At 68.0% G+C, this 26,251-nt stretch carries 17 protein-coding genes; 9 read left to right on the top strand and 8 right to left on the bottom strand.

Annotated features, from left to right (window positions below):
• Positions 1-90 precede the first annotated feature (90 nt).
• Both IGS68_RS31260 and IGS68_RS31265 read left to right on the top strand, forming a co-directional pair.
• Positions 91-924: a DMT family transporter gene (locus tag IGS68_RS31260; RefSeq protein ID WP_201082877.1), complete on the top strand. Its 834-nt coding sequence runs from the start codon at positions 91-93 to the stop codon at positions 922-924.
• Between the two features lie 167 nt (positions 925-1,091).
• Positions 1,092-2,237 carry a PEP-CTERM sorting domain-containing protein gene (locus IGS68_RS31265; protein WP_201082193.1) on the top strand — a complete coding sequence of 382 codons (1,146 nt, stop codon included), beginning with the start codon at positions 1,092-1,094 and terminating at the stop codon, positions 2,235-2,237.
• 60 nt (positions 2,238-2,297) lie between these two features.
• On the opposite strand, the gene IGS68_RS31270 is transcribed toward IGS68_RS31265, so the two are convergent.
• Positions 2,298-3,707, bottom strand: coding sequence for a sodium:solute symporter family protein (locus tag IGS68_RS31270; protein ID WP_201082194.1), 1,410 nt, complete (start codon positions 3,705-3,707; stop codon positions 2,298-2,300).
• Positions 3,708-3,835: 128 nt separating this feature from the next.
• On the opposite strand from IGS68_RS31270, the gene IGS68_RS31275 reads away from it, so the two are divergent.
• From IGS68_RS31275 to IGS68_RS31290, 4 genes are all read left to right on the top strand, one after another.
• Positions 3,836-5,080 (top strand): metal-dependent hydrolase family protein, encoded by a 1,245-nt coding sequence (locus IGS68_RS31275; protein ID WP_201082196.1) that lies wholly within the window; start codon positions 3,836-3,838, stop codon positions 5,078-5,080.
• Positions 5,081-5,570: 490 nt separating this feature from the next.
• The gene (locus tag IGS68_RS31280; protein ID WP_247881450.1) at positions 5,571-6,017 is read left to right on the top strand and encodes a hypothetical protein; all 447 of its coding nucleotides are present in this window, start codon (positions 5,571-5,573) and stop codon (positions 6,015-6,017) included.
• A 77-nt stretch (positions 6,018-6,094) separates the two neighbouring features.
• Complete coding sequence (locus IGS68_RS31285; RefSeq protein WP_201082200.1) at positions 6,095-7,264, top strand: efflux RND transporter periplasmic adaptor subunit; 1,170 nt, start codon at positions 6,095-6,097, stop codon at positions 7,262-7,264.
• A 3-nt stretch (positions 7,265-7,267) separates the two neighbouring features.
• Positions 7,268-10,465, top strand: coding sequence for an efflux RND transporter permease subunit (locus tag IGS68_RS31290; RefSeq protein ID WP_201082202.1), 3,198 nt, complete (start codon positions 7,268-7,270; stop codon positions 10,463-10,465).
• 12 nt (positions 10,466-10,477) lie between these two features.
• Here IGS68_RS31290 and pap read toward each other — a convergent pair whose 3' ends face one another.
• Both pap and IGS68_RS31300 read right to left on the bottom strand, forming a co-directional pair.
• Positions 10,478-11,941: a polyphosphate:AMP phosphotransferase gene (gene pap, locus IGS68_RS31295; protein WP_201082204.1), complete on the bottom strand. Its 1,464-nt coding sequence runs from the start codon at positions 11,939-11,941 to the stop codon at positions 10,478-10,480.
• Between the two features lie 41 nt (positions 11,942-11,982).
• Complete coding sequence (locus tag IGS68_RS31300; protein WP_201082206.1) at positions 11,983-13,104, bottom strand: AI-2E family transporter; 1,122 nt, start codon at positions 13,102-13,104, stop codon at positions 11,983-11,985.
• Between the two features lie 393 nt (positions 13,105-13,497).
• Between IGS68_RS31300 and IGS68_RS31305 the strand changes: the two genes are divergently transcribed.
• Positions 13,498-15,603 (top strand): hypothetical protein, encoded by a 2,106-nt coding sequence (locus IGS68_RS31305; RefSeq protein ID WP_206379359.1) that lies wholly within the window; start codon positions 13,498-13,500, stop codon positions 15,601-15,603.
• Between the two features lie 325 nt (positions 15,604-15,928).
• Here the strand turns inward: IGS68_RS31305 and IGS68_RS31310 are convergent, their stop codons facing one another.
• The 3 genes from IGS68_RS31310 to IGS68_RS31320 form a co-directional block, all read right to left on the bottom strand.
• Complete coding sequence (locus IGS68_RS31310) at positions 15,929-16,972, bottom strand: dioxygenase family protein (RefSeq protein ID WP_247881451.1); 1,044 nt, start codon at positions 16,970-16,972, stop codon at positions 15,929-15,931.
• 8 nt (positions 16,973-16,980) lie between these two features.
• Entirely contained in the window at positions 16,981-17,490 is a 510-nt protein-coding gene (locus IGS68_RS31315) for a c-type cytochrome (protein ID WP_201082210.1), read from the bottom strand.
• Positions 17,491-17,599: 109 nt separating this feature from the next.
• Positions 17,600-19,030 carry a tetratricopeptide repeat protein gene (locus IGS68_RS31320; protein ID WP_201082212.1) on the bottom strand — a complete coding sequence of 477 codons (1,431 nt, stop codon included), beginning with the start codon at positions 19,028-19,030 and terminating at the stop codon, positions 17,600-17,602.
• Between the two features lie 273 nt (positions 19,031-19,303).
• Between IGS68_RS31320 and IGS68_RS31325 the strand changes: the two genes are divergently transcribed.
• Positions 19,304-20,317: an acetylserotonin O-methyltransferase gene (locus IGS68_RS31325; protein WP_247881491.1), complete on the top strand. Its 1,014-nt coding sequence runs from the start codon at positions 19,304-19,306 to the stop codon at positions 20,315-20,317.
• A 33-nt stretch (positions 20,318-20,350) separates the two neighbouring features.
• Positions 20,351-22,390, top strand: a complete 2,040-nt coding sequence (locus tag IGS68_RS31330; RefSeq protein WP_201082214.1) for an adenylate/guanylate cyclase domain-containing protein — start codon at positions 20,351-20,353, stop codon at positions 22,388-22,390.
• A gap of 293 nt (positions 22,391-22,683) precedes the next feature.
• Here IGS68_RS31330 and IGS68_RS31335 read toward each other — a convergent pair whose 3' ends face one another.
• Together IGS68_RS31335 and IGS68_RS31340 are read right to left on the bottom strand one after the other, a co-directional pair.
• A complete protein-coding gene (locus IGS68_RS31335; RefSeq protein ID WP_201082216.1) occupies positions 22,684-24,060 on the bottom strand; it encodes a M20/M25/M40 family metallo-hydrolase in 1,377 nt (458 codons plus the stop codon).
• 73 nt (positions 24,061-24,133) lie between these two features.
• Positions 24,134-25,939 carry an SLC13 family permease gene (locus tag IGS68_RS31340; protein WP_201082217.1) on the bottom strand — a complete coding sequence of 602 codons (1,806 nt, stop codon included), beginning with the start codon at positions 25,937-25,939 and terminating at the stop codon, positions 24,134-24,136.
• Positions 25,940-26,251 lie beyond the last annotated feature (312 nt).

The following is a 26,251-nucleotide window of genomic DNA, read 5'->3' on the forward strand; positions in this document are numbered from 1 at the left end:
CGCCCATTCCCGCAGGGGCAGGCATTGACTCAGATTTCCAGAACCGGCGCCGCCGCGTGGCTGCCGCCGGTGATCGCCGGCGCGCTCTTCATGGCGGTCAACTCGGCCGTGGGCGCGTTCGACGCGGTCATCGTCCGCTTCGTCGCGGCCGAGGTCCATCCCTTCGGGATCGTCTTCTTCCGCAACCTCTTCAGCCTTCTCTTCCTGGCCTTCTTCCTGCGGCGGATCGGCCCGCACCCGTTCCGCTCCCCCCTGTGGCCGGTCCACTGCCTGCGGGCGGTGATGAAGCTCGCGGCGCTGGTGGCCTATTTCTACGCGGTGACCCTGCTGCCCCTGTCGGTGGCGATCGCCGTGGCCTTCACCACGCCCCTGTTCGTCTCGCTCGGCTCCATCCTGTTCCTGGGCGAACGCCCGCGTCCCCTCCGGCTGCTGGCGCTCGCCGCGGGTTTCGGCGGAGTCTGGATCGTCCTGCGCCCGGATACTGTACCCGTCGGGTTGGGCGCGGTCCTGGCGCTGGGCGCTGCGGTCGGCCTGGCGGGGGTCGCCCTGCTGATGAAGGTCTCCTCCTCGCGCGAGCCAGCACTCCGGATCGTCCTGCTCAACCTGCTGGTGACGGTCCCGGTGGCGTTCCTGCTCTGCCTGCCGGTCTGGACCACGCCGTCGCCCGCCAGCCTGCTGCTGCTGGCGGTGCAGGGTGCCGGAGGCCTCGCCGCCCAGTTCGCCTTCGCCCGCGCGATGAGGCTCGCCGACGCGTCGCTCCTCATCCTGGTGGACTTCATCCGGCTGCCGCTCGCCGTGTTCCTCGGCCTGGCACTGTTCGGCGAGCCGGTCGAGATCTCGGTCTTCGCCGGCGGCGGCATCATCCTCGCCTCGCTCCTCCTGCTGCTCCGGCAGGAGCGGAAGACGGCCCGGCAGGGACCCTAGCGATCGCGGCCCGATTCCTTGAAGCGCCGTTGCCCCGTTCTCAAGCACAGTGGCCCTAAGCGTGCGACAACCGGGGGCCCGCTTCCCCATACTGGGCCGCGTGCCGCCGAACTCCGCAGCGCGGTAATAACGGCGAATCGGGCTCAGCATTCAACGGGAGGCATTTCATGCATGTAAACTGCCTATTCTTCCTGGCCGGCATCCTCCTTGCTCCCGGCGCGGCACTCGCCGTCCCGGCCTATACCGTCGCCGACCTCGGCACGCTCCCGGGCGGAGGCTTCAGCATCGGTTTCGCCATCAACGCCGGTGGACAGGTCGTGGGGACCAGCGGGGTCGCGGACCCCAGCAGCCGTGGGTTCCTGTGGGACCCGGCGACCGGCATGCGGGACCTCGGTTCCCTTGGCCGCGGGAGCGAAGCCTTCGGCATCAACGCCGGCGGCCAGGTGACCGGAATAAGCTTCAACGCCAACGGTGTCCCACGGGCGTTCCTGTGGGATCGGGCGACCGGCCTGAGGGACCTCGGCACCCTCGGCGGAGACGAGAGGGAAGCAAGCAGCGGCGCCGACATCAACGCGAGCGGCCAGGTGACGGGAGCCAGCAACTTCGGTCCGAGCAGCGTCAGGGCGTTCCTGTGGGACCCGGCGACCGGCATGCGGAACCTCGGTACTCTCGGCGGCGGGAGCTTCAGCGCCGGCTCCGGCATCAACGCCGGCGGCCAGGTCACGGGAACCAGCGACACCGCGGGCGGCAACCGCCATGCCTTCGTGTGGGATGCCGAGACCGGCATGCGGGATCTCGGCACCCTCGGCGGGGCCTTGAGCGCCGGCGTCGACATCAACGACGACGGCCGGGTGACGGGAGCCAGCATCACCGCGGACGGGGGCATCAATGCGTTCCTGTGGGACCCGACGACCGGCATGAAGGACCTCGGCACCCTTGGCGGGGGTAGCTTCAGTGTCGGTAACGGCATCAACGCCGGCGGTCAGGTAACGGGACAGAGCATCACCTCGGACGGTGCCGATCTCGCGTTCCTGTGGGACGGAACGGGCATGTTCAACTTGAACGACCTGATCGACCCGGATGCGGGATGGACCCTCCTGAGCGGAAACGCGATCAACGACGCCGGGCAAATCACCGGTTTCGGCATCAATCCGGGTGGTCAAGGCAACGCCTTCCTGCTGACGCCGGTCACCGTGGCGGAGATTCCGGAACCGGGAACGCTGGCGCTGATCGCCTTCGGTTGTATCGGACTGGGCCTGTCGCGGCGGCGCATCCTTCAGTACCGGCCCTCCTTATCCGCTTTCAGTAGATGAGAGCTCCGAAGATCACCGAAGGAGGAGCGGACCGCATCCTTGCCCGGTCCGCGGACCTCGTCACCTGGCCCCGGCGATCGCCCGCGTCGCCCTCTCCTCGTTCTCCCGCGTCGCTGTCGCCAGGCTGACGATCACCAGGACGGCGACGGAGCACGGCAGCGCGAACAGCACGCTGTTCCAGCCCAGAGGCTTGCCGAGCGCCAGTTCCCACACCAGGGTCGCCACGCCGCCGGTCAGGATCGCCGCGAGGCCGCCCGCGGGCGTCGCCTTGCGCCACACCAGGGCGGCCAGCAGGGCCGGGGTGATGGCGGCGCCGTACATGGTGTAGGAGTACATCTGCAGGGCCAGGATGGTCGGGAAGAAGGTGCCGAGCGCGTAGGCCAGGACTCCCAGCCCGACCACCGCCAGCCGGTCGAACATCAGCCGGCGCTCGGGCGCCACGGTCCTGCCCAACAGGGAGCCGTAGAGGTCGTACATCAGGTTGGCGGATGCCGACAGCAGGTAGGAATTGCCGGTCGTGATGATGATCGCGACGGCCGCGGCCAGCAGCATGCCGCCCAGCAGGACCGGCAGCTTCTGGTTCGCCAGCGAGAGCACCGCCGTGGCCGGGTCGATCTCGGGCAGCAGGACGGCGGCCGAGGCGGCGAGCACCAGGATGATGCCGATGGTCAGGACGGAGCCCACGAAGAAGCCGATCGCCGCGGTTCGGGCCGTCCTCGGGTTCTCCGCCGCGGAGAACCGCTGGTAGACGTTCTGGTCGCCCAGCAGCAGCAGGAACAGGGGCAGGAAATAGCCTAGCATCTGCGGTACGGTGAGGCCGCCGGTGATGGTCTGCTTGGCCTCTGGAAGGGCAGCGATCATGCCGTCCAGCCCGCCCGTCTGCGACAGGATCAGCGGCACCGCGGCGATCAGCGAGACCAGGATGAAGATGGCGCTGATGAAGTCCGTGTAGGCCACCGACACCAGGCCGCCGATCGTGGCGAGGAAGATGATGATGGCCGCCGCGATCAAGGTCGCCTGCCACTCCGGGATGCCCGTCGTGATGTGAAGGACCTTGCCCCCGCCGATGAACTGGTAGGAGGTGATGCCGATGAAGGCGAAGAGGATGATCAGGGCCGCCACCGCGCGGGCCGCCTTGCCGTACCGGATCTCCAGGATCTCGGGCACGGTGTAGCGCGCCGCGACGCGGACCTTGTCGGCCAGCCAGAAATACAGGATCAGCACGCCGATCGGCGTGCCGAGGAAGAAGAAGATCCCGGCGAACGGACCGTACTGGAACACGAAGCTGGCGCCGCCGACGATGGTGCCCGATCCGACGAAGGTCGCCAGCAGCGTGCCGGCCAGCACGGCCTTGGACAGGCTGCGTCCGGCCACCATGAAGTCGTCGCTGTCCTTGACCAGCTTGCGCATGATGTAGACGCCGAACACGCATACGAAGAGCAGGTACGCGGCGATGATTACGATCTGCATGTCTCGGATCTCCCGGATTGCCACCCTGAGGTTTCGCTCGATTTCGAAACTTATCGAAAGCGAAACCGTTGGAATCGGACTTGGTGGCATCCCGGGCCGCCCAATTTTCCCGAGATCGGAGAAGCATCGTGTCCGTCGTGATTTTCAAGGATTGCACCGTGTTCGACGGGACCAGCGCGGATCTTCGCGAGGGCATGAGCGTCGTCGTGGAGAACGACCGGATCCGGGAGGTCGCCGACCGGCAGGTAAGCGTCGAGGGCGCGCGCGTCATCGAAGCCAAGGGGAAGACCCTGATGCCGGGCCTGATCGACGCCCATTTCCATGCGATCGCCGCCGATCCCGACCTGGGCAAGCTCGAGAACATGCCGAAGATGCTGCTGGCCCAGCATGCCCGCCGGTTCCTCGAGGCGGCGCTTCACCGCGGCTTCACCTCCCTGCGGGATGCCGGCGGGGCGGACTACGGACTGGCGCTGGCGACGGAGCACGGCCTGATCGCCGGGCCCCGCCTGTTCTTCGCCGGCCGCGCCCTGACCCAGACGGGAGGGCACGGCGACTTCCGGTCCTACGAGGACGGCTCGTCGCTCAGCCTGTGCCTGTGCTGCCGCGGCGGCGCCGCCCTGGCCCAGGTCGCGGACGGCGTCACGGAGGTGCGCAAGGCCGCGCGCGAGGAGCTGCGCCGCGGCGCCACCCAGATCAAGATCATGGCGTCCGGCGGCGTCGCCTCGCCCAGCGATCCGATCGACAATCTCCAATATTCCGACGAGGAGATCGCGGCTGCCGTCTGGGAGGCGCAGTCCTGGGGAAGATACGTCATGGCCCATGCCTACACGCCCCAATCCATCACGCGCTGCCTGAACCACGGCGTCCGCAGCATCGAGCATGCCAACCTGATCGACGAGGCGACCGCGAAGCTGGCGGCGGAAAAGGAAGCGTTCGTCGTCCCGACCCTGGTGACCTACGACGCCCTCAACCGGTTCGGCGCCGGCCTGGGCTTCCCGCAGGTCAGCCTGGACAAACTGCAGGTAGTGCTGTCCGCCGGCCTGAAATCGCTCGAGGTGTTGCGCCGAGCGGGAGTCCGGACCGGCTTCGGGACCGACCTGCTGGGGGACATGCACCAGCACCAGTCGTCCGAGTTCTCGATCCGCCGCGAGGTCATGAGCGCCGCCGAGATCCTGATCTCCGCCACCTCGGTGAACGCGGCCCTGGTCCAGAAGGAAGGCGAACTGGGCGTGGTCCGCGCGGGGGCGCTCGCCGACCTGCTGCTGGTCGACGGCAACCCGCTTGACGATATCAACCTGCTGGAGCATCACGGCCGTAACCTGGCGATCGTGATGAAGAACGGCAGGATCTACAAGGATGCGCTGGCCGCCTGACGGGCCTTCGACCGGACCCGGACGGGGCTGGCGGGCGCGTAACCCTCCGGATCATTCTGTCCAAGTCGACGACGGCGGCGGCGTTCCAGCCCCGCCCGTCGGACGGTACTCCTTCGCCCGTGCGATGAGGCTCGCTGGCGCGTCGCCGCTTCTGTGTCTTCGACAGAAGCCGGGTGCGTACTCCACACTCCCCCTGAAAGGAGATCCCCCGATCGGGCCGGGAAAACTTGATGCAGGTTATGGTATCCCGGGAAGTCTCAAGTAATCGTTCGGTCCGGCTGACATGCAGCCGACGCAGAATCGGAGTTCTGACCATATCTTCTGAAACGATTTCTGAACTGATGTCTAAGGGCTGGTTCAGGTCGTAGGGATCGTATGAAACGAAATCATGTTGTCCCACCCGCAACTGCATCGGTCCTAAAGAAGGCTCACCGGATCGGCCCAGATCCGGAGCAAAATGTATCTACAAATCTTTATGGGGACGACTGCCATGAGCGAGACCCGTTCGGATGAGGATCTGATCACTCCGCAGGAGCTTCGACACATCTCCGAAGAGAAGGAAATGGAGGAGATCCGCGCAGCCCTCGAACAACAGAAGAAACTGGAGGCGCAGCAGCAGGATCTCTACCAGGCCTTCATGAACCAGCACATCCGGCCGGACGCCAAGGAGCGGTTCACGGCGGCGGTGCGCCATGCGGCCGAACGCGGCCTCAACGAGATCCAATTGCTCCGTTTCCCGAGCGACTTCTGCACGGACGGCGGCCGGGCCATCAACAATTTCGACCCCGACTGGTCGAACAGCCTGACGGGATTCGCCAAGGAGGCCTTTGATGCCTGGGACCGGCATCTCCGGCCGTCCGGCTACAAGCTCCGCGCCCAGATCCTGAACTATCCCGGCGGCATGCCGGGCGACGTGGGAATATTCCTGCGCTGGTGACCGGGCCCAAGGCGCCGATCGGCCGGAAAACGTCTTAACGGGCGGCAGCGGGCCGCAAGCGGGGAGGTGCGAGGGTCATGTCCATTCTCCGGCAATCCTGGCGGCCAGGGAGGGAACGGGGCAGGCGCATCGTCCTGGCCGGCTTCTGCGCCGCCGCGCTGGCCGCCTGTTCGCCGGAGGAGGGCGCGCAGCAGGGGGCGGCGCCGCCTCCCCCGGTCGCGGTCGCCGTGGCGCCGGTCGCCCGCAAGGACGTCACCGTCGGGGCGGGGTTCGTCGGCCGGGTGGTCGCGGCCGAGGATGTCGATATCCGCGCCCGGGTCTCCGGTTTCCTGGAGAAACGACTCTTCACCGAAGGCCAGGACGTCCGGGCCGGCGATCTCCTGTTCACCATCGAGCAGGCCCCGTACAGGGCGCAGGTCGCCCAGGCCAGGGCCAACCTCGCGAGCGCCGAGGCGGCCGCGGTCAATGCGGCCGTCCAGTTGCAGCGCGCCCTCGACTTGGTGAAGAACAAGAACATCTCCGAAGCCGTCGTCGACCAGCGCCGCGCCGACGACGCGATGGCCAGGGCCGCCGTGCTCCAGAACCAGGCCGCCCTGGAACAGGCCGAGATCAACCTGGGCTATACGGAGATCCGCGCTCCCCTGTCCGGGCGGATCGGCCGGTCGAGATATTCCCCGGGCAGCCTGGTCGGGCCCGAAGCCGGCACCCTCGCCGCCATCGTCAGCCAGGATCCGGTCCACGTCACCTTTCCCGTGAGCCAGAGGGAGATCCTGCAGTTCAAGCGCCGCGCCGCGCAGACGGGCGAGGGGGCGAACCGAGCCATCGTCCGGCTCACCCTGGCCGACGGGCAGGCCTATCCCCATCCGGGCCGGGTGGACTTCCTCGACGTCAAGGTGGACCCGGGCACGGACACGCTGACCGTCCGGGCGGAGCTGCCCAATCCCGACCGGCTCCTCACCGACGGCCAGTTCGCCACCGTCTCGGTGGAACGCGAGGCGCCGGAGCAGGCCCTGGTGGTGCCTCAGGCCGCGGTCCAGGCCGACCAGGCGGGCACCTTCGTGCTGGTCGTCGGCGGCGACGGCAAGGTCGAGGTCCGCCGGGTGGCGCTGGGACCGGGCCGCCACGGCGAGACGGTCGTCGAGAAGGGGCTCCGGGAGGGCGAGATGGTGATCGTCGAGGGCGCCCAGAAGGTCCGTCCCGGGCAGGCGGTCGATGCGGCGCCGGTCCAACAGCCATCGGGAGCCTGAGCCATGCTGTCGAGCGTGTTCATCCGGCGTCCCCGGCTGGCGATGGTCATCGCCATCGTCACCACTCTGGCCGGGCTGATGGCCATCGCCATCATCCCGGTCGCCCAGTACCCGGACATCGTGCCGCCCCAGGTCAGCGTCACCGCCGTCTATCCCGGCGCCGGGGCCGCCGTCGTGGAATCCACCGTGGCCCAGCCGATCGAAGCCCAGGTCAACGGCGTCAGCAACATGCTGTACATGAAGTCCACGAGCGGCAACGACGGCAGCTATACCCTGACCGTCTCCTTCGCGCTCGGGACCGATCCCGACATTAACACGGTCAATGTCCAGAACCGCGTCAGCCTCGCCGAATCGAAGCTCCCGGAAGAGGTGAGGCGGCAGGGCTTGAGCGTGAAGAAGAAGTCGGCGGCGCTGCTCCAGGTCGTGAATCTCTATTCGCCGAAGAACACGTATGACTCGCTGTATGTCAGCAACTACGCCACCATCAACATCCTCGACACGCTGGCCCGCATCGACGGCGTCGGCGACGCGTTCCTGTTCGGGGCGCTCGAATACAGCATGCGGGTCTGGCTCGATTCGGACCCGATGACCAGCCTCGGGCTCACGCCCGCCGACGTGGCGAACGCGATCAGGAGCCAGAACACCCAGGCCGCCGTGGGCCGCATCGGGGCCGAACCGATCGGATCGGACCAGGCTTTCCAGCTGAACATCCAGACCAAGGGCCGCCTGGCCGACCCGGACGAATTCGAGGCCGTGGTGATCCGGGCCAATCCCGACGGCTCCGTGGTGCGGGTGCGCGACATCGGCCGGGTGGAGCTGGGGGCGAAGTCGTCGGACTCCTTCAGCCGGGTGAACGGCAATCCCGGCGTCTCGATCGCGATCTATCAGTCGCCGGGCGCCAACGCGGTCGCCGTCGCGGCGGCGATCCGGGCCGAGATGGACCGCCTGGCTCAGCGCTTCCCCGAGGATCTGGCCTACAGGATCGGCTACGACACGACGCTGTTCGTCACGGCCACCATCGAGGAGGTGATCCATACGCTGGTCGAGGCCTTCGTCCTGGTGGTCGTGGTCGTCTTCCTGTTCCTCGGAAGCTGGCGGGCGACCCTGATCCCGACCGTCGCCGTGCCGGTGTCCCTGGTCGGCACCTTCGCCGTCATGCTCGCCCTCGGCTACTCGGCCAACACCATCTCGCTGCTGGCCCTGGTGCTGGCGATCGGCATCGTGGTCGACGACGCCATCGTCGTGGTCGAGGCGGTCGAGCGCGTCATGGAGGAGGAGGGACTGCCGCCGAAGGAGGCGACGGCCAAGGCGATGGGGGAGATCACGGCGCCGATCATCGCCATCACCCTGGTCCTGCTGTCGGTGTTCGTGCCGATCGGCTTCATCCCCGGCCTGACCGGCGAGCTGTACCGCCAGTTCGCGGTCGCGGTCTCGGTCTCCATGGTGCTGTCGGCGATCAACGCCCTGACTCTCAGCCCGGCGCTCTGCGGCATTCTGCTCAAGCCGGCCCACGGACCCCGGCGGGGGGTGATGGGCCGCGTGACAAGGGCGATCGACCGGACCCGCGACTTCTATGCCGCCGTCGTCGCCCGGCTGGTGCGGCGGGCCGCGTTCGGCATCCTGTTCCTGCTGGTCGTGGCGGGAGGCGTCTACGCCCTGTCCAGGGCCACGCCGACCGGATTCCTGCCTCAGGAGGACCAGGGCGCCTTCTTCGTCGAGTTGCAGCTGCCCCAGGGATCGTCGGTCAAGCGGACGCTCGCGGCGGTGGAGCAGGTCGAGGACATCGTCCGCCCGATCGGCGGGGTGGTCGACGTGACCTCGGTGGTGGGCTACAGCATGATCAGCGGCCTGTCCCAGTCCAACGCCGCCTTCCTGATCGTCACCCTGGCGCCCTTCGGGGAGCGGACCGATCCGCAGCTCGGCGTCGGGGCCATCACGGCCAGGATCCGCCGGGAAGGCGCCGCCGTCCGGACCGCCGCCGTCATCCCCTTCCAGCCGCCCCCGATCATCGGCCTGGGCACCACGGGCGGGTTCGAGTTCCAGCTCCAGGACCTCGCCGGCGGCACGCCGGAGGACTTGGCGGCGGCGGCCCGCGGCCTGATCTTCGCGGCCAACCAGCAGCCCGCGCTGTCGGGGGTGTTCACGACCTTCGCGGCCGACACGCCGCAGCTCTATCTCGACATCGACCGCAACAAGGCCCAGACGCTGGGCGTGGCCATCGACGACATCTTCACGGCCCTCCAGGCGACGCTCGGCGGGTTCTACGTCAACGACCTGAACCTGTTCGGCCGGGTCTGGCAGGTCAACCTCCAGGGCGAGGCGGACGACCGCGACCAGGTGACCGATGTCTACCGCATCAACGTGCGCAATGCGAAGGGCGAGATGGTGGCCCTGCGGTCGCTGGTCGAGGCGCGCCTGATCCTGGCGCCGCAGTCCCTCACCCGGTACAACAACTACCGGAGCGTGACCATCAACGGCAGTCCGGCGCCGGGCGTCAGCTCGGGCACGGCGCTCGCCGCCATGGAGCGGCTGTCGGCCGCCACCCTGCCGTCCGGCTACGGCTACGAGTGGACGGGCACGGCGCTCCAGGAGAAGCAGGCGGCCGGGCAGACCACGGTGATCCTGGCGCTGGCGGTTCTGTTCGCCTACCTGTTCCTGGTCGCCCTCTACGAGAGCTGGAACATCCCGGTCCCGGTCCTGCTCTCCGTCAGCGTGGGGCTGCTCGGCGCCTATGCCGCGCTGATCCTGGCGGGGCTGCCCGGCGACGTCTATGCCCAGATCGGCATCATCGTGCTGATCGCGCTCGCCAGCAAGAACGCGATCCTGATCATCGAGTTTGCCAAGGAACAGCGGGAGCGGGGCCTCCCGGTCGCCGAGGCGGCGGTCGCGGGCGCGCGGATGCGCATCCGCGCGGTCATGATGACCAGCTTCGCCTTCATCCTCGGGCTCGTGCCGCTGGTGACCGCGCAGGGTGCGGGCGAACTGAGCCGTCGCGGCGTCGGCACCGCCGTGTTCGGCGGCATGCTGGCCGCCTCGCTGGTCGGCGTCTTCCTGATCCCGGTCCTCTACGTCGTGTTCCAGCACCTGCGGGAGAGGGTTGGCCGCGAACCGCCCGCGGAGCCGGCGGCGTCGCCCTCGGCGCCTGCCGTCGTGCGCCCGGCGATGACCGGGGAGCTGCCGCGCGGAGCCCACGGCGACTGACGCCGGTGCCGGTCAGAGAAGCCGGTCCAGGCCGTCGCACACGGCGGTGAGCACCTGGATCCGCGCGGCCCGCTTGTCGTTGGCCGGCACCAGAACCCAGGGCGCCCCGGTCGAGCCGGTCCTGGCCACCATCTCGTTGACCGCCATCAGGTAGTCGTCCCAGCGCTCGCGGTTGCGATAGTCCTCCTCGGTGATCTTGTAGCGCTTCCGCGGGGTGTTCGCGCGCTCCTCGAACCGGCGGAGCTGCTCGTCCTTGTCGATGTGCAGCCAGAACTTCAGCAGCAGCGAGCCGTGGTCGGTCAGCTGCCGCTCGAAATCATTGATCTCGTCATAGGCCCGCCGCCACTCCTCGGGCCGGGCGAAGCCTTCGACCCGCTCGACCAGGACCCTGCCGTACCAGCTCCGGTCGAAGATCAGCATCTTGCCGGCGTGCGGCAGGTGCCGCCAGAAGCGCCAGAGATAGTGGCGCGCCCGCTCCTCGTCGGTCGGCGCCGCGACCGGCACGACGCGGCAATTGGCCGCCTTCATGCTCCAGACCAGCCGGCGGATGGCGCCGCCCTTGCCGGCGCTGTCCCAGCCCTCGAACGCGAGCACGGAGGACAGGCCTTCCCGCCTGGCCCTCAGGGACAGCTTGTGGAGGCGCCGCTGCTGGTCCTCCAGCCGGTCGCGGTAATCCTCCTCCGCGATCCGGCGGGACAGGTCGAGGCTGCCCAGGACGTCCACCGGCCGTGCCGCCGGCTTCAGGGCCTCGGCGGTCCGGGTCGCCGGCGCGGCATCCGCCTCGTCCAGCCGGGCCGTGAAGGCGGCCAGCAGGTGCTCCGCGGCGCGCAGGTCGCGATGGCGGGCGTCGGTGCTCTCCACCACGGTCCAGGCGGCGCCGCCCGCGCTGGTCTCCTGCAGGTAGCGTTCGCACAGCGGCTTGATCTCGTCGTAATGCTTGAAGATGATCCAGTCGCGCTGCTCCAGCTGCCAGCCGGAATCCTTCCGCTTCAGGCGGCGCCTCAACTCCTGCCTGGGCAGGTGCAGCCAGATCTTCACCAGCAGCATGCCGTCGGCCACGATCGCGCGCTCGAAGGTCCGGACATGTTCCATCCGGGCGGCGAAGCCGTCGCTGTCGATGCGGCCGAGATAGCGGTCGGCGATCGCGTCCAGCGCCAGTCCGCCGAAGAAAATGGCGGCGCGCCCCCGGGGCGGCAGCGCCATCCAGTAACGCCAGAATCGGGGCCGCTGCCTTTCCTCCTCGGTCTCCTCCTCGAACACCTGGGTATCGAGATAGCGGGCGTCCAGCCACTCGTTCAGCCGGTCTATCAGCTCCTCGCAGCCGATGCGGTCGTCGCCGGCGACCGCGATCAGGACCGGCACGTCTTTGCGCCTCAGGTGGAACTGCGCTTCCAGCAGCCGGGCCCGGAGGTCGGGCATGCGGGCCTTGTAGTCCTCCTTCGCCAGGGTGCTGCCGATTTCCGCCACGTCGAACATCGTTTCCCCTCCCGTAATGATCTTTCGTGATGGTCGCCGGGTCACCGGCCGCCCGGCACCGGCGCGTCCTCGTCCTTCCCCCACTCCTGGATCAGGCTGTAGCCGATCGCCAGCAGCGTCGGGCCGAGGAAGATCCCGATGAATCCGAAAGCGATGATGCCGCCCATCACGCCGAAGAGGATCATGAGGATCGGGAGGCTGCCGCCCCGGCTGATGACGTAAGGCTTCAGGAAATTGTCGATCGTGCCGACGACCAGCAGGTTCCAGATGATGATGAAGATGCCCCATTCCCGCTGCCCCTCGGCGAACAGCCAGGCCGCCGCCGGTATCCAGGCCAGCAGGAGGCCGCCGGGAAAGAGCGACAGGAAGAACGAGAGGAAGCCCAGGAGGAAGGCGCCGGGAACCTGCGCGACCCAGAAGCCCGCCGTCGCCAGCACCGCCTGGACCAGCGCCGTGCCGAGCACCCCGTGGACGACGCCTTTGATGGTGCTTCCCGCGATCTCCATCAGCCGGCGGGACCGGTCGCCGGCGACCCGCCTGAACACGGCGTCGGCCATCCGGACGACGGCGGTCCCGTGCACGTACAGGAAGAACGCGGTCAGGACGCTGACCGCCGTTTCGAAGATTCCGCCGGCCAGGGCGGCACCCTGGGCGAGAGCCCAATCCCGGGCAGGTCCGACATAGGGCCGGAGGGATTCGGCCAGCCCCGCCCCGTCATGGGCCATCTCCTCCCAGGCGCGGGTCAGGTCGGGACCCAGGAAAGGCAAGTCGGCGATCCACCGCGGCGGCGGCGGCGGTCCCTGCTGGAGCAGCGACCGGATCCCTTCGGCGAGGCCGACGACGCCCTCCGCCAGGCGCGAACCCAGAATGACGAGGGGCAGCAGCAGCACCAGGGCGACCAGGAGGGTCATCACGACGGCGGCCGGTCCCTCGCGCCCGCCGAGGCGCTTCACCAGGAAACGGTAGATCGGCCAGGTCGAGAAGGTCAGGATGACCGCCCAGAGGATGGCGGCCAGGAAAGGCCGGAGGATGACGAAGCAGCCTACGGCCAGGGCGAGGAGAAGCACCAGTCCGGCGGCTTCCTGCACGTAGGCCCGCGGCCCCGGCGCGGCGGCCGGTGCCGTTCCGGGCTTCGGCGTCGTCGCGACCATGTCCTCAGGCATCCGGGTTCTCCAAAGAGCACCTCGAGGATCACCGGGCAGCCCTCCCGGCCGGGTCAGCTTTCAGCCAAGTCTACGGCGATCACCCGTTTTTCCGTAATCCGGGATTTCCCCTACGCCGGCTTGGCCGAGCGCCAAGGAAATGCCCTCGCGCACTTGCCTTACGGGGCGGGGCAGGCCCTTATGCTCCAGGCTCGCCCCTTACTGGTTCGGATCCTGGTGTAAATGCGGAATGAAAAGTCGGAAAGCGGAAATCCGATCCCTGGATACGGTTCAAGACATCGAAAGGAGTGGTCGGATACGGGTGCCGCGATATTCGTCGTGACCATCACGGCCTGCATGGCGGCGGTACCGCTTATCGGTAACGGGTACTTCTACTTTTCCGATGATTTCCAGATGATGATCATGCCGGTCATGCTGGAGATCGCCCGCCAAGTCACGGAATGGCAGATGCCCTTCGTCACCGGGCGATCCTGGCTCGGCGGTGCCATCTCCGCGGAATACCAGTACGCTATCTGGAACCCGGTATCGGTTTCCCTCTATGTCCTGATGGACCGTTTCGGCCGTTTGGACCAAGCCGCGGCCTTCTTCTCGATCTTTCATCTCTGCCTGCTGTCGGGCGGCATCTTCACGTTGTGCCGGGGATTTGGCATCCCGCGGGCCGGAGCCGTCGCCGCCGCGCTGGCCGGCGGAACCAGCATGTGGGTGGTTTATTGGGGCCAAGCGTGGGTGAACGCCCTGGTCGGCATCGCTTGGCTGCCCTGGGCGTCGGCCGCGCTCCTGCTGGCCTACCGGCGTGCGCTTCATGTCGGGCCGGCGGCGGTCGTGACCGCCCTGTCCCTCGTCAGCGGCTGGCCCTATACGGCAATCGCCCTGATCGTGGGCGCCGGCATCGCCCTTGCCGCGAGCCTCGTCCTGACCGGCCGGTTCCTGGCCTGCGTCCGGGTCGTCCTCGCCATGGGCCTGGGCGGCGCCATCGCGGCTCCGGCCTATCTTCCGCTGCTGTACTTCCTGCTGGAAGCGTCGATGCGCTCCCACGGCGCATCCTCGGATGTCCTCACGGCGCATTTCGACACCCTCCTCGCCGTCAGCCTTCCGATCTTCCCCAACGTCCTGAAGACCTTCAGCGGCGTGGAGCGCACCGCGCCGTCCCCGCCGATCCACTATGTGTCCTGGTTCATCCTGCCCGTCCTGGCCAATGCCCGCTGGACGGCCCTCGGCTTGAAGGACCGGCGGGGAGGGCTCGGCCTCGGCCTGGTCCTGGTGGCGGCCGCCTTCGGCCTGCTGTCCATGTACGGGGCCGGCTGGTATTTCCGCTGGCCCTTCCGGCTGCTGCCCTACTACCACATCGCGATCGCGGTCCTGGCGGGATGGCTGATGACCCGGACAATGGGGGACGGGCAGGGGGTCTGGAATATGGGCAGGACCGCTCTCGCCTTCGCCGTTCCCCTGGCGCTCGGGTTCCTCAACCAGTCCGGCATGGCCACGGACCAAGCCATCCTGCTCTCGTGGATCTGCGTGCTGGTCCTCCTCACCCGGTACTTCCAGAGGTCATGGCCGGAGTACTGGATGGCGATCCCCGTGGTCGGGCACGTCACCATTTTCGTCTACCTGACGGCCGTCTTCCCCCACAACGGCATGGTACCGCGATGGACGCCTCCGGTGGAGCGGCAGGCCCTGCCCGGCATCGTCGATGCCCCCGGGGTGCGGCAACTCGCCCTTTACCAGCCGCCCGGGCGGGATGCGTCCTTCGGTTCCGGCAAGGCTTTGGACGATGCTTTCTGGTCCGAGCTGATGCCGGGAAACAACCTGCTCCACCATGACGTGGAGGCGATCAACGGCTACTCCGCCCTGGACCCACGGGGACTGCGCGAGGCCTTCTGCATGGATTACATCGGGGCCAGCTGTCCCGACGCCGCGAAGCGGATCCTTTCGCCCGCCACGTCCGCGGATGGCGCCGCCGGGCTTTCGCTGCTCGACCTCACCCGGGTCGAGCGCGTGGTCGCCCAGCGGGGGCTCCATGCCGCGATTTTCGCCGCGGAGGCGGGAGGCACCTGGGTCCGGGCCGGATCGGGCAGGCATGCCGATGTCTTCGTGAGGCGCGAGCCGCTCCCCCCGCGGCCGGGCAGCGTCTCGGTCCAGCCTCCGGACGTGCAGCTGCGGCTGGTCGAGAGGGGGCCGGACCGCGAGGCCTATCATCTGGACAAGGGGCATGGCGGCGGGCGGGTCGTCTGGGCACGGGCCTGGTATCCCGGGTACCGCGCCTTCCTGGCCGGCCGGCCTCTCGAGGTCGAGCCGGTACTGGGATTCCTTCCGTCCGTCGTGCTCCCTCCGGGCGAAGGGGGCGAACTGGTCCTCGACTACGTCCCGGCGGGGCTGCGGCCGGGCTTGGCGATCGCCGGCATCGCCCTGGCACTGGCCGGCGCCTTCTCACTCGGAAGCCTGCTGCTGAAACGGGAAAGGCGGGCAGGGGAGGGGATGTCGGTGACTGCCGAGGGCTAGGCGCCGGGCCGCAAGGATCCGCCGGCCCGGCAACCATGATGTTCCCGATGTGTCACAACCAGGGCTCGGGGGAAAGCACTGTGATGGAGGATTGTGGCGCGGTAACCGACAAGGGAAAGCCGTCGCTTCGGCTGACCGGAACCGCCGGGCGGCGATGCCGAAGACTTGACGGCGAGGAGAAGGAGCAAACATGGACATGGATCTGTGGCATCTGGGAATCCTGCTCATTCTGACTTGGCTGGCGTGGTTGAACAGGCGCATCATCGTGTACTATCTCCGCTCGCGGCACCTCTTGAACCGGACCTTGGCCCGATATGTCTTGTTTTCATCCTCGGATGTCGTTCTCTCGAGCCTGATCCACCTGGGTGGATTCATCGGCGTGATTCTTGTCTGCGAGGCCTACTATAGTTGGCATATGAGCGTGGCCGAGTACAACCTCCCCCGCTGAAGTCCCCTCGCCGCAGACATGTCGCCCTGCTCCCTTCTGCACGGAGGATGCCGAGGCCTGCGCCTTCAGGACGAAGTCGTAGGCGAGCCTCCGCCAGGGCCCCGCGCTCCCGTCCGGCGCGTCGCCGGGAGCGCCCTGCGGGCACGCCACGACCAGAGAGGGCTTGACGCCGAACGCCGCGTCGTCGGCGAGGTACGGGCCGTCGGCCGGGAAGAGCTGGGTGACCAGCGTCTCGTACCCCTCCGCCGCGATCCTGAAATGGATGTGCGCCGGCCGGAAGGGATGTCGCCCGGTCGCGTTCAGCAGTTCTCCCACCGGGCCGCCTGCCGGGATCGGGTAGTGGGACGGCAGGATCGACCGGAAGGCGAAGCGGCCCCGGCCGTCGGCGCGGAAGCGCGCCCGCAGCGTCGGTTCCGTCAGTTCCGGGCGCTGCATGTCGTAGTAGCCGTTCTCGTCCGCCTGCCAGACATCGACGACGGCGTTTGCGAGCGGCCGCCCGTCGCCGGACGACACGGAGCCTTCTACATGGAGGCGCTCGCCCGGCTGCCCCCGCGCCATGTCGGCGCCAAGCGGCAATTCGGGGGCGTCGGCGGCGTGGAACGGGCCGGGCGGAGCGGTCTCGGTGGTTCCCCCGGCTGTCGGGTGGTTGATGGAATCGACCAGCATGGTGACGCCGAGCACGTCCGACAGCAGGACGAATTCCTGGCGTCCCTCGGTGCAGGCCCGGCCGGCGCGGGCCAGGAATTCGAGCGCGGCGCCCCACTCCTCGACCGTGAGCTCGACGTCTTGCACGAAGCCGTGCAGGTGCCGCACGAGGCTCGCAATGACGGCCTTCAGGCGCGGATCGCCGGTGTCGGCGAACCGGTCGATCACCTCCCGCGTGAGGGAGTTCCCGTCGAGATCCGTCATGAAATCCGGCATGGCGGCCGTCACCCGGGAATCATGACGCCCAGATAGGGCGCTGTCGGCTTCTCGGACGGGCCGGCAAGGTCCGGCACCTTGTGCTGCACCGGCTTGAGGCTCCTGAGATAGGCCGCAAGGGCCTGGGCATCGGCGTCGGTGAGCTTGCCGTAGCTGTGATAGGGCATCACCGGGGCCAGGACACGGCCATCCGGGCGGACGCCGGTGCGGACGGCCGTGACGATGTCGGCCTCGCTCCAGCGACCGAGGCCGGTTTCCGGCTCCGGAGTCAGGTTGGGCGGGTAGAAGGTTCCGAGTCCCGGGACTTGGAATCCTACCTCGGAGCCGCCGAGGTGACGCTGCGGATCGGGCTTTCCCAGCAGTGCCCCGGTGGTATGGCAGCCGCCGCAATCCATGATGGATGCTAGATATTCGCCCCGCTTCACGGTCTCCTCCGCGGCGGTCGGCGAGGTCGTCACGAGGGCCGCGCCGAGCAGCAGCGAGGTGGCGGCGGCACCGGCGGTCAGAATAGTGCGCATGGTCCGAAAATCCCTTGATCATCGTTGGATGACCGGAGTCTTACCGCGCGCGGCTTTCCCGGGCTCTCGCCGGACTTTTCCTGAACTGTCCGGAATTTTCCCGGATCTCCTACTCGGGCACCCCGGCTTTCCTGAGCCCTTCGATGAACACGTCGCGGTGGGCGAACTTGCCCAGGTTGCGGCGGAGCACGCTCAGGCAGAGGGGGGGACCCACCCTGTTGCGGATCTCGATGAACTCCCGGGCCTCGTCCAGCAGGCCCAGGTGGCCGCAGCAGCTGATCAGGGTGTTGTAGTGCCCGGAATATTCCGCGAAGGAGGAGACCGAGGCCCGTAGGAAGGGCAGCGCCTCCTCGAAATGCTGCGCCCCCAGGAGCGCCAAGCCGTGGATCGCCGTGTAGAGCCCGGAGAAGCCGTCCAGCGGGCTCATGCGCAGCGCGCGGCCGGTCTCGGCGATCGCCTCGTCGAAATGGCCTGCCCGCAGGAGCGCCCAGCCCAGCGCCGTGCGGCCGAGCGCGAAGCTCGGGTGGAGGCCGAGCGCGGTCCGGAGCTCCCCCAGGGCCCTCTCGTGCTGGCCCGCCGTGCTGAGGCACAGCCCCGAGACCATCCGGGCCCACGGATCGCTGGGATCGAGGGAAAGCGCATCCTGGGCATGTCCGGCCGCCTGACGGTAGCCCTCGCGCGCGTCGGGAAACCAGTAGCAGAGCGCCGCCCACCACAGCGCCCAGCTCAGCAGCGCGTGAGCGCGGGCATAGCCCGGCTCGATCGCGACGGCATGGCGCAGCAGGGCCTGGGCGTCCTCGTTCTGCCGGCGCCCCACCCGGTTGATCAGGCCCATGGCCCGCACGACCAACCCCCAGGCGTCGATGCTTTCCGGCGCCCTGCTGGAGACCCGGAACCCTTCCTCGGCGTAAAGGTGGGGCTCCACCGCGGCGACCACGCGCTCCGTGATGTCGTCCTGGACCGCGAAGATGTCCTGGAGGTCGCGGTCGTACCGCTCCGCCCAGATGTGCTTTCCCGTCTCGGCGTCGACCAGCTGGCCGGTGATGCGGATGCGCAGGCCCGCCGTCCTGACGCTCCCCTCCAGGACGTAGCGCACCCCGAGGTCCCGGGCGACCTGCCGGACGTCGGCCGGCCTGCCCTTGTAGACGAAGGAGGAGTTGCGGGAGATGACGAACAGCCAGCGCAGCCGCGCCAGCGCCGTGATGATGTCCTCGGTGATGCCGTCGGCGAGATATTCCTGCTCGGGATCACAGCTCATGTTGGCGAAGGGCAGGACCGCGATCGAAGGCTTGCCGTGGATCGTCGCCTCGGCGGGACCCGCGGCCGGCGCCGCGTGCCGGTCCGGTTCCCCTGCCGGACGGAAGGACAGTTTCGTATGGTTCTCCACGATGGAGAGCGTCTTGTCGGAGAACAAACCTATCAGCAGCTTGTCGACCGTGGATTTTCCCAACTTCGTCTTGAAGGCGAACTGCTCCCGCGACAGCCTTTCACGGGCAAGATAGTTCCTGATCGTCGCTGCGATACGCTTCTTGTCTTCCAACACCGCCCTCCGATGTCGGCAGAGGTCGCCCCTTTCGGAAAGATGCCGGCCATTATCCGGAAAATCCAGACATATTCCGGATAGACCCGCGGAAACGAAACAGGCGTACAAGAAGGGCGTTCCGGGACCGGCGACCCCGTTCCGCAAGAAAACCCAGGACTTCGCCGCCGGCATCCCGATGCCCTGGAAGTGGAGGAACAAAGGATGACAAGCCTGTTCGAGACCGCCGCACCTGAATTTCTTCCCGATCGGCCGATCTCCGTCGACCCGGACCTGCCTTCGCCGGCTCCCCTGATGGCCCTCTCGACCGGTTTCTGGGGCTTCAAGACCCTGGCTGCGGCCCATGAGATGGATCTCTTCACCCGGCTGGCAGGCGGGGCGAGCACGACATGCCTGGAACTCGCCGAGGCGCTCGGGATACTTCCCCGTCCGGCGGAAATGCTGCTGACCGGGTGCGCGGCCCTCGGCCTCCTGGAGAAGCGCGGCGGCCGATACCGTAACGCGCCCATCAGCGAGTCCTATCTCGTGCGCGGCAAGCCCGATTATTTCGGCGGCTGGATCGAGATGGCCGACAAGCGGCTCTATGCCGGCTGGGGCAAGCTCGCCGAGGCGATCCGCACGAACCGGCCGACGACGTGGGATCCGGCCGTGCAGTCCTCGATCTTCGACGCCGAGGACCCGACGATGCTGGCCCTCTTCTGGGAGGCGATGCACGCGCTCTCGACCATGACCGCGCGCCGGCTCGGGGAGGCGGTGGACCTCGGCCGCTTCCGGCATCTCCTGGATATCGGCGGCGGCTCCGGCGCCTACGACATCGAGCTCTGCCGGCGCTATCCCCATCTTCGCGCAACCGTGTTCGACCTGCCCCACGTGACCGCGATCGCCGCCGGCAAGATCGCGCTGGCCGGGCTGGGCGGGAGGATCGGGACGGTTCCGGGCGATTTCTTCGGCACGGCGCCGTTCCCCGGCGGCCACGACGTCCACCTGCTCTCGATGATCCTGCACGACTGGAGCGAGGAGAAGGACCGGGCGCTGCTGCGCCGGTCCTTCGAGGCGCTGCCGAGCGGCGGCCTCGCCGTGATCAGCGAGCTTCTGGTCAACGACGACAAGACCGGCCCGGCCGCTGCCGCGCTGATGAGCCTGAACATGCTGATCGAGACGGAAGGGCGGAACTACACGCCATCCGAATACGCCGGGTGGATGGAGGATGCCGGCTTCCGCGACGTGGAGACCGTCTGGTTCGACGCGCCGGGCGCCAACGGCGCGGTCGTCGGCCGCAAGCCCTAGACCGGCGCGGGCCGTCGAACGAGGGAGGATGCGATGAGCCTGGGGATCCGAAGCACGCTTCTGTACGCCAACGTCGCCCTGATAGCCTGCTCGCTGTCGGCCGTCTCGGCGGTCGTGCTCCTCCGTCATCTCGCGGTGGTCCAGGCCGTCGCGGACCGCGAGATCGAGCAGGTCGCCAACGACGTGGCGCACCGGGTTTCCCGATTCCTGGAGAACGGCCCCGCCGTCCTGGACAGGGTGAAGTACTTCGTCGAGCACCGGGACGCTGTCCTGGGCGACACGGACCGCATGACCGACTACCTGGTGTCCGAGGCCCGGGCGAGCCCGGCGCTGACCTGGGTGAGCGTCAGCAGCGCCGGAACGGGAGAGTTCCTGGGCGTGACCCGGCGCGACGGCGCGCTCGTCCTCAACCGGTCCGATCCGACGGTCGACGGCGGGATCGCCCGTGAATGGGAATTGCGCCCCGACGGGACCCGGGTCCCTATGGAGACCGGACCCGGAGTGCCGTACGACCCCCGCGGCAAGCCATGGTACGCCCTGGGAATCGACGCGGACGAGCCGCGCTGGACGGGTGCCTACGAGTTCGCCGAGGGCAGGCCGGGCATCTCGGCGGTGGTCGGACTGAGGCATCCCGGGACGGGCAGGGCGGCGGGCGTGGCGACCGCGGATTTCCATCTCAGCGGGATCGAGAACTTCCTGGCGGACCTGCGGGTCGGGACCAGCGGGCGCGCCGCGATCGTGGCGCCCGGGTCCGGCGGCGGTCCCCTCGTGCTCGGGGCCGGTCCCGACTTTCCGGAAGAGCTGCGCGCCGCGCTGTCGGCCGCCGCCGGATTCCCCGCGGGCCGGCCCGGCGGTCAGTACCGCGCCACGGCCGGCGGGCTCGTCCTCGACAGCCGCGTCCTCACGATCGGCGGCGGCCTGAGCTGGCAACTCCTCGTCATGCTGCCCCTCGCCGACGTCGAAGGGCCGATGTGGTCCGCCACGGCGGCGGTCCTGGTGACCGCCTGCATCTTCCTCGCGGCCGGAATCGTCGCCGCGACCGTGATCGCCCATGCCATCTCCAGGCCGATCCGCCTGATGAGCCGGGATCTCGCGGCGATCGGCGACCTCCATTTCCCGGGCAGCCGGCCGGTCCGCTCTTCCATCCGCGAGATCGACGCGATGGCGCGCTCGCTCGTGCGCATGAAGGCAGCCCTGCGGTCCTTCTCGACCTACGTGCCGGTCGACGTCGTCCGGCGCGTCCTGACGAGCGGGCAGGCGGCCGAACCCGGCGGCGAACTGCGCGTGCTGACCGTCCTGGTCTCGGACCTGGCCGGCTTCACCGGAATCGCCGAAGGCATGCCGCCGGGGAAGCTGGTCGGGTACCTGGGCAAGTATTTCGGCGCCCTGGAACGGGCCGTCCAGGACGCCGGCGGCGTCGTGGACAAGTTCATGGGCGACGGCATGCTGGCCTTCTTCAATGCTCCGCACCATGTTCGCGGTCACGCGGCCCGCGCATGCGAGGCGGCGCTCGACGCGCAGCGCTCCCTCGGCCTGCTCGACCTCGAGGACGGCGACGCGCCGCCGTCCCGGACGCGCATCGGCCTCGCCACGGGAGAGGTCCTGGTCGGCAATATCGGGACGGCCCAGCGCCTGTCCTACACGGTGATCGGGGACGCTGTGAACCTGGCGTCCCGGCTGGAGATGCTGAACAAGGCCTACGGGACCGCCATCCTAGTATCGGGCGAGGTTCGACGGACTGCCGGCAGCGGCTTCGAATGGCGCCACCTCGACCGGGTCACCGTTCCCGGACGGTCGGAACCGGTGGAGCTGTACGAACTGCTGGGCCGAACGGGGGAGGTCGACGGGACGACGCTGATGGTCCGGGATCTCCACGAAGCGGCCCTGAGGCACCTGGTCGCCGGCCGGTTCGACGAGGCTGCGCATGGCTTCCGCGCCCTCCTCGACAGGGCGCCCGACGACCGCCCCGCCCGGTATCTCCTGGAGCACACCATGGGGATGCGGGCGGAACCCGCCGGCGCGGCGCCATCGAGGGACTGGCGGGGCGTGCATGTCCATCGGTCCAAGATGTGAGGACGACGGTGGTTTCTCATGCTTCCGGTCGACTTCACCGGAAGTCTCGCCGGACTTGACCAACCTTGACCGCTTGCGACACCCGGCCGATCTCCCGCGGGTCCATGGCGACCGTCGGATTGGGATTCTCGATCAGCGTCATGGGACGGCTGACGGTCCTGCCGGAACCCGGGTTATGGCGGATACGGTTCCGGCGTTTCATGTCCATCGCGCGGCGGGCGTGTGCGCCCTGAACCTTCCGGCTCCTGGCTTTCCTGATTCGCGTGTGAGAAACGGCCTTCCACGCTCCGCCGTTACAGGGCGGCCAGGATCCGCACCCAGGACCGGATCCCCTTGCGGAAGCTCTTCAGGTCGTATTTCTCGTTGGGGCTGTGGATCCGGTCGTCGCTGAGGCCGAAGCCCGCCATCACCACGTCGATCCCGAGCTTGTCCTTGATCAGCGTCGTCACCGGGATGGAGCCGCCCCCGCCCACGAAGGCGGCGTCGCGGCCCCATTCATCCGTCAAGGCGGCCTGCGTCTTCTGGAATGCCGGCGCGCCCGTGTCGAAGGCCACGGCGGTCCCGGACCCATGCTCCATGAAATCCACCCTGCAATCGGCCGGGACCCGCGCCTTGACGAAATCCCGGAAGGCCGCGCGCACCTTGTGCGGGTCCTGGTCGAACACCAGCCGGAACGAGATCTTGGCCGAGGCCTGCGCCGGGATCACCGTCTTGAAACCGGCGCCCTGATAGCCGCCGCCCATGCCGTTCACTTCGCAGGTCGGCCGCGACCAGACCATTTCGAGAGCCGAGCGTCCCTTTTCCCCCGCCGGCACCGACAGCCCGACCTCGCCCAGGAAGGCTTCCGTGGAAAAATCGAGCCTGGCCCAGCTCTCCTTCAACGCTTTGGGCAGCTCCGGCACGCCGTCGTAGAAGCCTGGGATGGTGACGCGCCCGTCGGCGGCGCGCAGGTCGGCGATGATGCGGGCCAGGATGTGGTTGGGGTTCGCCGCGGCCGAGCCGTAGAATCCCGAATGCAAATCGCGGTCGGCGGCGTGGATGGTGATCTCCTCGCCGCAGAGTCCGCGCAGGCTGGTCGTGATCGCCGGCGTGTCCGGGTCCCACATGTTGGTGTCGCAGATCAGCGCCAGATCGGCGCGCAATTCCTCCTTGTTGGCGTCCAGGAACGGCGGCAGGTTCACCCCGCCCGATTCCTCCTCGCCCTCCAGCAGGATCGTGATCGGGATCGGCAGCTTGCCCGTCACCGCCTTCCAGGCGCGGCAGGCCTCGACGAATGTCATCAGCTGTCCCTTGTCGTCCGCGGCCCCGCGCGCGACGATCATCCGGGATCCGTCCGCCCGCGTCTCGACCGAGGGCGCGAAGGGGTCGTGGTCCCACAGTTCCAGCGGATCGACCGGCTGCACGTCGTAGTGACCGTAGAACAGCACCGAGGTCCCCGGCGCCGAGCGATCATGCGCGACGACCATCGGATGGCCTGCCGTGTCCCGCACGCTCGCGTCGAAGCCGATCGAGGCGAGATCGGCCGCGTGCCATTCGGCGCAGGCCCGCGTCTCGGCGGCATAAGCCGGATCGGTCGAGATCGACTTCAGCCGCAGCGTGGCGAACAGGCGGTCCAGCGCCGCGTCGAGATCGGCGTCGGCACGGGCGAGGACTGCATCGAGTTCGGACATTTCCAGGTTTCCTCCCTTGGTTTCCTTTACCTTCCGCAGAGATTCACGCGGAGTCTCCGCCCGGGCCGCAGGCTCAGAACGGCCAGATGACCGGCACCACGAAGATCACGAGGATGAAGCACCAGATCAGCATCGGCAGGCCGAGCTTCCAGTAGTCGCCGAACCTGTAGGCGCCCGGCTCCATCACCATCAGGTTCGTCGCCGTCGCAACCGGCGTGAGGAAGGCTCCGGCGCAGGCGACGCACACGCACATCAGCACCGGCTGCGTGGAGATGCCCATCTGCTGGGCCGCGACCACCGAGATCGGAATGATGATGAGGGCGGTGGCGGTATTGGAGATCACCTGCCCCAGGACCGCCGAGAACACGAAGAGGCCGGTCAGCAGCGCATAGGGACCGGCATCCCCGACGATCCCTACGAGCGTCTCGGCGAGCAGGCGCGCGGCACCGGTCTGCTCCATCGCGGTCGAGAGCGGCATCATCGCGCCGACCAGGATCACCGTCGTCCAATTGATCGAGCGATATACCTGCTCCACGCTCAGCACCCCCGAGATCAGGACGATGCCGGCGGCCAGCAGCCCTGCCACGGCGGGCGGCACGAGCCCGGTGGCCAGCAGGAACACCATGAGCGCCAGCGCCGCGAGCACCGTCCCCGCCCCGCGTCCCATCGGCACGGCCTGGCGGCGCATCAGGTCGGGCGAGTTCACCACCAGCACTTCGGCCTGGTCGAGCCGAGTGTCGAGCGCCTTCCAGGTGCCTTGCAGAAGCATCGTGTCGCCGGCCGCCAGGGCGTCGCCCGGCATCAGGTCGACGCCCTGTCGCTGAAGCGCCAGCACGATCAGGTCGCCGCTTTCGGTGATCATTCCGGGAAAGAAACGCTCCCCGATCAGGGGCGACCGCGGTGGGATCAGCACTTCCGCAAGCCCGGAGTCGCGGTTGAAGAGCTGGTCGGTGATCTCCCCCTCGGGCGCGTCCTCGCGGAAGGCGAGGTTGAACTCCCGGGCGACTTCGGCCGCCTGGTCGGCGGGTCCGCGCAGGACCAGCAGGTCGCCCTCGCCGATGGTGTCGCGCCGGATCAGATGACCCCGTGCGTCCTTGAACGTCACGAAGGCCAGATCGCCCCGTCTGGCGAGGCCGATCGCCTGGCGCGTCTTGCCGATCAGGGGAGATCCGGCGCGAACGTGCAGCTGGTACACGTCGCCCGACAGGCGATACTGCTCGAACAGGGTGGTCGCGAGCCGGCTCAGGTCTGGCGGAAGGGTCCTGCTGGTGCGGTTCGGCAACAGGCGTTCGCCGAACAGCACCACGATGCCGATACACCCCAGCACGATCGGCGCGCCGATCAGCGCGAACTCGAAATAGCCGAACCCGCCGCCGCCTGCATCGGCCGAGGCTTCGACCACGAGCACGTTGACCGGACTGCCGGTCAGCATCAGCAGGGAGCCCCCATGGGCTCCGAAGACCAGAGGCATCAACAGCTGGGACGGCGACCGGCCCAGCCGGATGGCCATGACGACGACGACCGGCAGAAGCGCCGCCACCGCGCCGTTCACGCTGATCAGGGCGCTCAGGATTCCGACGAAGCCCATCATCAGCACGATCAGCCGTATCCGGCTGTCGCCGGCCTGCCGGATCAGGAGCTGCCCGGCCCAGGCCGTCACGCCGGCCACCTCCAGGCCGGCGCTGACGACGAAGAGCGCTGCGATGAAGATGACCGCCGGGTCGCCGAAGCCTGCCAGGCTCTGGTTCAACGTCAGTATGCCCGTCGCCCAGAGCGACAGCGCGGCGCCTACGCAGACACCGATGACCGGCAGACGGTCCCATATGAACAGCACAATGATTGCAGCGATGATAGCGAAGACGGTCCAGATCTCGCTCACGGATCCAACCTTCAAGTCTCTTGCTGATGCCGATATTGCCAGCGCGGGCGCACCGGTCGCCAGACAGAAGAATTATAAACTCCTTGATTAACATGCAAGGTATAATATCGAAGGCAGAAACATTGGTTGCAAAAGATTATGATATTTTTGGGCGCGTGACTTTGCCACGCGCAAGCAAGCAAAGTCTTGAAAGTTCGCCTTCCGGATGAAGAAACACTTCTGAAACTGTTTCAGCAGGTTCCAATTCTCTTGACGAAAGAGACACTAACTGTTCTGGTGCTCGGTTTTTTGGTATTAATACTATGCTGAAGT

The sequence above is a fragment of the Skermanella sp. TT6 genome, assembly GCF_016653635.2.
Classification (GTDB): Bacteria; Pseudomonadota; Alphaproteobacteria; order Azospirillales; family Azospirillaceae; genus Skermanella; species Skermanella cutis.